Source organism: Candidatus Cloacimonadota bacterium (assembly GCA_034661015.1).
Taxonomy (GTDB): domain Bacteria; phylum Cloacimonadota; class Cloacimonadia; order JGIOTU-2; family JGIOTU-2; genus JAYEKN01.
This window is the reverse complement of the sequence record JAYEKN010000201.1, coordinates 1-4,670: the sequence shown is the minus strand read 5'-3', so window position 1 is coordinate 4,670 and position 4,670 is coordinate 1. Positions and strand designations below refer to the sequence as shown.

Genomic DNA, 4,670 nt, shown 5'->3' with positions numbered 1-4,670 from the left:
GCGGTTCTGTTTTTAATATAACCAATCGCAACTATGATGATATGAGTTCCGGTATCCAGTATGGAAAACCCAATCACTATCTTTATCAAATTTTTCTGTGTCAACATGCCATAAATCCCGATGATTACAAGTGCAAATCCCAGAATTATTATTATTGCCATGTGCTTCTCCCATTTCATTAAACTCCCGAAACTTTTAAAAATTTCGGGAGTTGGTTAATTTTTAAATTAATTTTTTATAATTACTTCAAGAATTTCTTCGTTTTGACTAGCTGCTTCAGACATTACTTCAGCGATTATTCCACCCATTGGCTTAGCCATTAGTTTGGAATTCATTCGAGAAATATAAGTTTTCCCATCCGGCTTTTCATAAATTGCTACGCGACAGGGCATCAGGCTGGAAACGATTCGTTCATCACCCTTTCCCAGTATTTTGCCAGCGTGTTTCGGATGACATAACTCAAATACTTTTACAGGTCCAACCTCTGTTCCGAATTTTTTCATAGATTTTTGCAAGTCGTGAACGTGGGGTATCTTCCAATCATGAGCTTTGACTGATTTTTCCAATTTCAATGCTGTTTCATCAAAACCAAACTGACTTTCATCTTCCAACAACATCATTCCGGGAGCCACGTTATACATGACAACTCCGGTTACAATAATTCCAACTACAAAGCCGATTATTCCGGCTAAAATATATTTTTTCATATTTTTTTCCTTTAGTATTTTTTACATCTATTTACATTTTTATAGTAAAATATCAGAGATATTTTGTCTGTGAATCAATTCAGAAATAGAGAAATATCTTACGAAAATCTCAGAAAATAACATTTATGTATTTTTGTAAAATTCATGTTTATCCTTTTTTCATATGTTCGATGATTCCGACTAACTCCGAACCGACCTTGAGCCCAATCAGAGAGTAAATGATGGGAATTGCTCCGGCACTGAACAGATGCCCCAATTTACCGAGAGGTATTATTCTGGGATTTAAAAAGCCAATCAGCAGAACCAATCCGATCAATCCGACAACAACATAAAATGCACCGGAAAATGATTCAACAGCTTGCAAAATCGTGTGATTGAATTTGAAATTTGTATCCGCTAAAATCAGCAATAAAAAGGCGGAAGCGATGATTACGCCACCCTGAAATCCACCACCGGGCGTAAGATGTCCATGCAAAAAAACGTAAACCCCAAGCAGGATTATCAATACGGATAAAAACGAAGATGTTGTTTGCAAAAGTTCTGAGGCTTTTCTTTTTTTTGTTTTTTTATTTCTTCTTCTCAGCAAAAAACCGATTCCGGCAGTTGCCAAGAACAGGACGGTTACTTCTCCCAAAGTATCCAAACCACGATAAGTAACGACCACAGAAGTTACCACATTTTGCGACTTGAGTTGATCGATCGAACCTTTGACATATTTTGAGGCTAATTCGTTCAAGTTTTGGGCATATTCAAAATTTGTAATCAGAGGGAAAAAAATTATTAGCAAGCTCAATATTGCGAAAATAATCAACAATCGTTTAATCATCTTTCTTCTCCTTTCGCACTTTGTTTAAAGCGAAAAGGAAAACAATTGTGGTAAGTCCCGAGCCGATGGCTGCTTCTGTTATTGCCACATCCGGGGCAGCAAGCAGAAGATAAATAATGCTTGCCAATAGACTTATCACGCCGGCACTAATGATTGCCGAAAGCAAATCTTTCAAATAAATAGCCAAAAAAGCCGCTGCGATCATTATTATTCCCAAAACTATGATAATTGTGGAAATCATTTTTCTTCTCCTTTATTTTCGAGACCATCGTCTTTCAAATCATCTTTAACAGAGCGTTTTGTAAGTTTGACTCCTGAAAAATGAGCAGCTCGTGCTAATGCATTTGATGAAACGGGATTGGTAAATATAACGAATAGAATTATGATGAAAATTTTTCCGAAGCAGCCACAGGCATGGTTGCCGACCGAAATTCCGATTAAAAATAAAATAGATCCGAGCGTGGTAGCTTTTGTGCCGGCTTGCATTCTATTATATACATCCGGCATGCGTAAAATTCCCAATGCTCCCAAAAAAAGGAAAAGGGAACCAATTAAAGTGATAATCGCACCCAGCATTTCCATTATATTCCCCTTTCAAGATAGCGGGCGATAGCCACAATACCGATGAAACTAATGAGCCCGTAAACTATTGCAACATCAAGATAAATGATTCTATGAGAAAAATAAGCGATGAAAACAATTAGTGAAATTGAAATGATGGTCATACCATCCAAAGCTACGGCTCGGTCGGCAATTGTAGGTCCCAAAATTAATCTTATAAAAGTCAACACAATGCCCAATAGAGCAATGATAGCTGCAATATTATAAATTATATTAGCCAAAGATAACCTCCAAATATTTTTCAAATTTTTTAACAATCTGTTCTGTTGCACCTTCGATATCACCCGAAGTTACATCAATCCAGTGAATGTAATAATATTCTCCATTTGTTTCCACAGTCAAAGTTCCCGGAGTTAGCGTGATAGAATTAGCGAGAATAACTCGTCCCAGTTTTGATTTGAGTTTTGTTTTCACTTTCACAATACCCGGATTAATAGGTATCTTGCGCTGTACAACTCGGTTGGCAACATCGAAATTTGATTTTAACAATTCTATTATAAAAACAAAAATATAAGCTACAGAGTAACCGATTGATTTCGGATTCAAATTAAATTCGGAAAATATTGCTGCTTTGGAAAAGAAAATAATGCTTAAAAGCAGCGAAACAATCGCACCGGCAATTATCTCCTGAATATTTGTTCCGGCTAAAAATAACCAGATGATCAGGAGAAAAATAAAAAATAAAAATCCCTTTTTGATTGATTTCACTTATGCTCCTTCAGTTCTTATTGCGTTTGTTATAAGTTGAAAATGATACTTTAAAATATTTTCGGGGTCAAAATTGAGTTCCACAGTTGAGGTTTCATTTAAAATGATGCTGGGCATAATTCCGGTAAAATTTCCCCAGATTAGTAGAGATAGTTTCTCAGGATCAATATTCATCTTGATTGTTTCATCTGCCTGTCCAATTTTAATCATATCAGATATTATTCCATTTATGTTTTTATTTTCATCAATTGTGCTTGTGATTATCTTGCCGGATGCGGGGCAATTTTCTCGGTGTTCACGATAGGAAAGAAGTGCACTGTAATGGAAAGAATGTTCTTTGGAAAAAGTGATGAAAAGATCTGCCAATCTAGAAATTTTATCAATACCGGAAGTTTCATTATCGTTCAGTAATTTTTTTAAGATATTTTTCACGGCATGAAGACCACGTAGGAGGATTGCCATACAAAGTTCATTTTTGCTATGGAAATAAAGGTAAATCGTTCCCTTACTCAATTCGACTTCTTTTGCCACATCGAGCATGGTAGCGTTTTCAAATCCTTTGGAAAAGAAAACGTTTTCCGCAGCATCAATAATGCTTTCGCTGCGCAACTCTTTTTCTCTTTCTTTTCTTTCGACTATTCCCATGTAAACTCCAAGATAAATTTGAGTCATAAAATGACTGCGGGCCATTTGATGTCAATTTATTTTTCAGTAAAATAGTCATGATATTTTACTTATTTACAAGTTTCATGTTTTATCGCCTTTGAAACGGACAATACAATTGAGGGGGCTAATTATTGATTTTCAGGTCATCCAATCTCCGGATTGTTTCCGGATGATTGAAATAAATATTGTAGCAATTTTTTATGCTGGGAAATATAATTATACGCTTTTCTCGTCTTCTTATTTCTTTATTAAATCTTTTTTTGTATTTGTGTTCTTTATTTTTTATATTCAAATGGGGTTTGTTTGCCTCGAATAAAAATCTTTAAAAGATTCACAAAATGTTTGACATATTTTCCGCAGGAAAAATAAGGTGTTTCAAAATATAAATTTAGAAAGGCAGAAAATAATGCCGGCAGAATTTAATAGAGCTTTGCAAACAGTTTGCTTTGGACAAGATGACAAAAAGGGATACTTTATCTCAATCTGCCAGCGTGTAGAAAATTTTTACAACTTGTCTGCTTACTGGCTGATTATTCACTATTCATTTTTTCACCTCCCCCCGCACAAACTTACACCCATAGTGCAAGATAAGAGAGCAAAAGCAATTTTTTCATTTAAATAGGCAAGCTTAAATTTCCCCATATTTTCATCTCCAATCGACTTTCTTTTTCCCGGTTGGGGAGGATTCTTTTTTAGGGTGAATACTCTTTATCTTATCTTGGATGAAGGGGAAATGTGGAAATGGAAAATTTAATGAAAGGAGAATAGAACGATGAAAAAGATATTTTCATATATAATATTGGCCTTAATTATAATAAATTTTGCATTTTTTGTCATAAATGCATTTGCTGAATCTATTACTGTAGGAACAATGTATGTTGGAACTAAAGGATGGGTTGATGAAAACGGTGATCCTTACTGTCCTCATGACCTTGCTACAATAAATTGTTACGCCCCAATTGCTGAGATATAATAATTGTGAATATTGATATATAATAACAGGTATTGCTGTTAAATAACAGCAATACCTGTTAATTACTTATAGATATAAGGATGTAATTATGCTAAAAATATTTATTTTTATGTTTTTTTTCATGATACCTAATTTATGTTTGAGTTTTACGATTAATTTTGTTCAAAAG

The 4,670-nt window shown here is 34.6% G+C and carries 8 protein-coding genes; 1 reads left to right on the top strand and 7 read right to left on the bottom strand.

Annotated features, from left to right (window positions below):
• Nucleotides 1-227: 227 nt before the first annotated feature.
• From U9P79_07820 to U9P79_07790, 7 genes are all read right to left on the bottom strand, one after another.
• On the bottom strand, nt 228-707 hold the full coding sequence (locus U9P79_07820; GenBank protein MEA2104528.1) for a DUF302 domain-containing protein: 480 nt from the start codon (nt 705-707) through the stop codon (nt 228-230).
• 148 nt (nt 708-855) lie between these two features.
• Complete coding sequence (gene mbhE, locus U9P79_07815; protein MEA2104527.1) at nt 856-1,533, bottom strand: hydrogen gas-evolving membrane-bound hydrogenase subunit E; 678 nt, start codon at nt 1,531-1,533, stop codon at nt 856-858.
• Entirely contained in the window at nt 1,526-1,774 is a 249-nt protein-coding gene (locus U9P79_07810) for a hydrogenase subunit MbhD domain-containing protein (GenBank protein ID MEA2104526.1), read from the bottom strand. Before U9P79_07810 ends, mbhE begins: the two co-directional genes overlap by 8 nt.
• Nucleotides 1,771-2,115, bottom strand: coding sequence for a monovalent cation/H(+) antiporter subunit G (gene mnhG, locus U9P79_07805; GenBank protein MEA2104525.1), 345 nt, complete (start codon nt 2,113-2,115; stop codon nt 1,771-1,773). Before mnhG ends, U9P79_07810 begins: the two co-directional genes overlap by 4 nt.
• Nucleotides 2,115-2,375, bottom strand: coding sequence for a monovalent cation/H+ antiporter complex subunit F (locus U9P79_07800; GenBank protein MEA2104524.1), 261 nt, complete (start codon nt 2,373-2,375; stop codon nt 2,115-2,117). The genes mnhG and U9P79_07800 overlap by 1 nt, the downstream gene beginning before the upstream one ends.
• Nucleotides 2,368-2,862 (bottom strand): Na+/H+ antiporter subunit E, encoded by a 495-nt coding sequence (locus tag U9P79_07795; GenBank protein MEA2104523.1) that lies wholly within the window; start codon nt 2,860-2,862, stop codon nt 2,368-2,370. Before U9P79_07795 ends, U9P79_07800 begins: the two co-directional genes overlap by 8 nt.
• Nucleotides 2,863-3,507 (bottom strand): TetR/AcrR family transcriptional regulator, encoded by a 645-nt coding sequence (locus U9P79_07790; GenBank protein ID MEA2104522.1) that lies wholly within the window; start codon nt 3,505-3,507, stop codon nt 2,863-2,865.
• Nucleotides 3,508-4,300: 793 nt separating this feature from the next.
• Between U9P79_07790 and U9P79_07785 the strand changes: the two genes are divergently transcribed.
• Entirely contained in the window at nt 4,301-4,501 is a 201-nt protein-coding gene (locus U9P79_07785; GenBank protein MEA2104521.1) for a hypothetical protein, read from the top strand.
• Nucleotides 4,502-4,670: the final 169 nt, after the last annotated feature.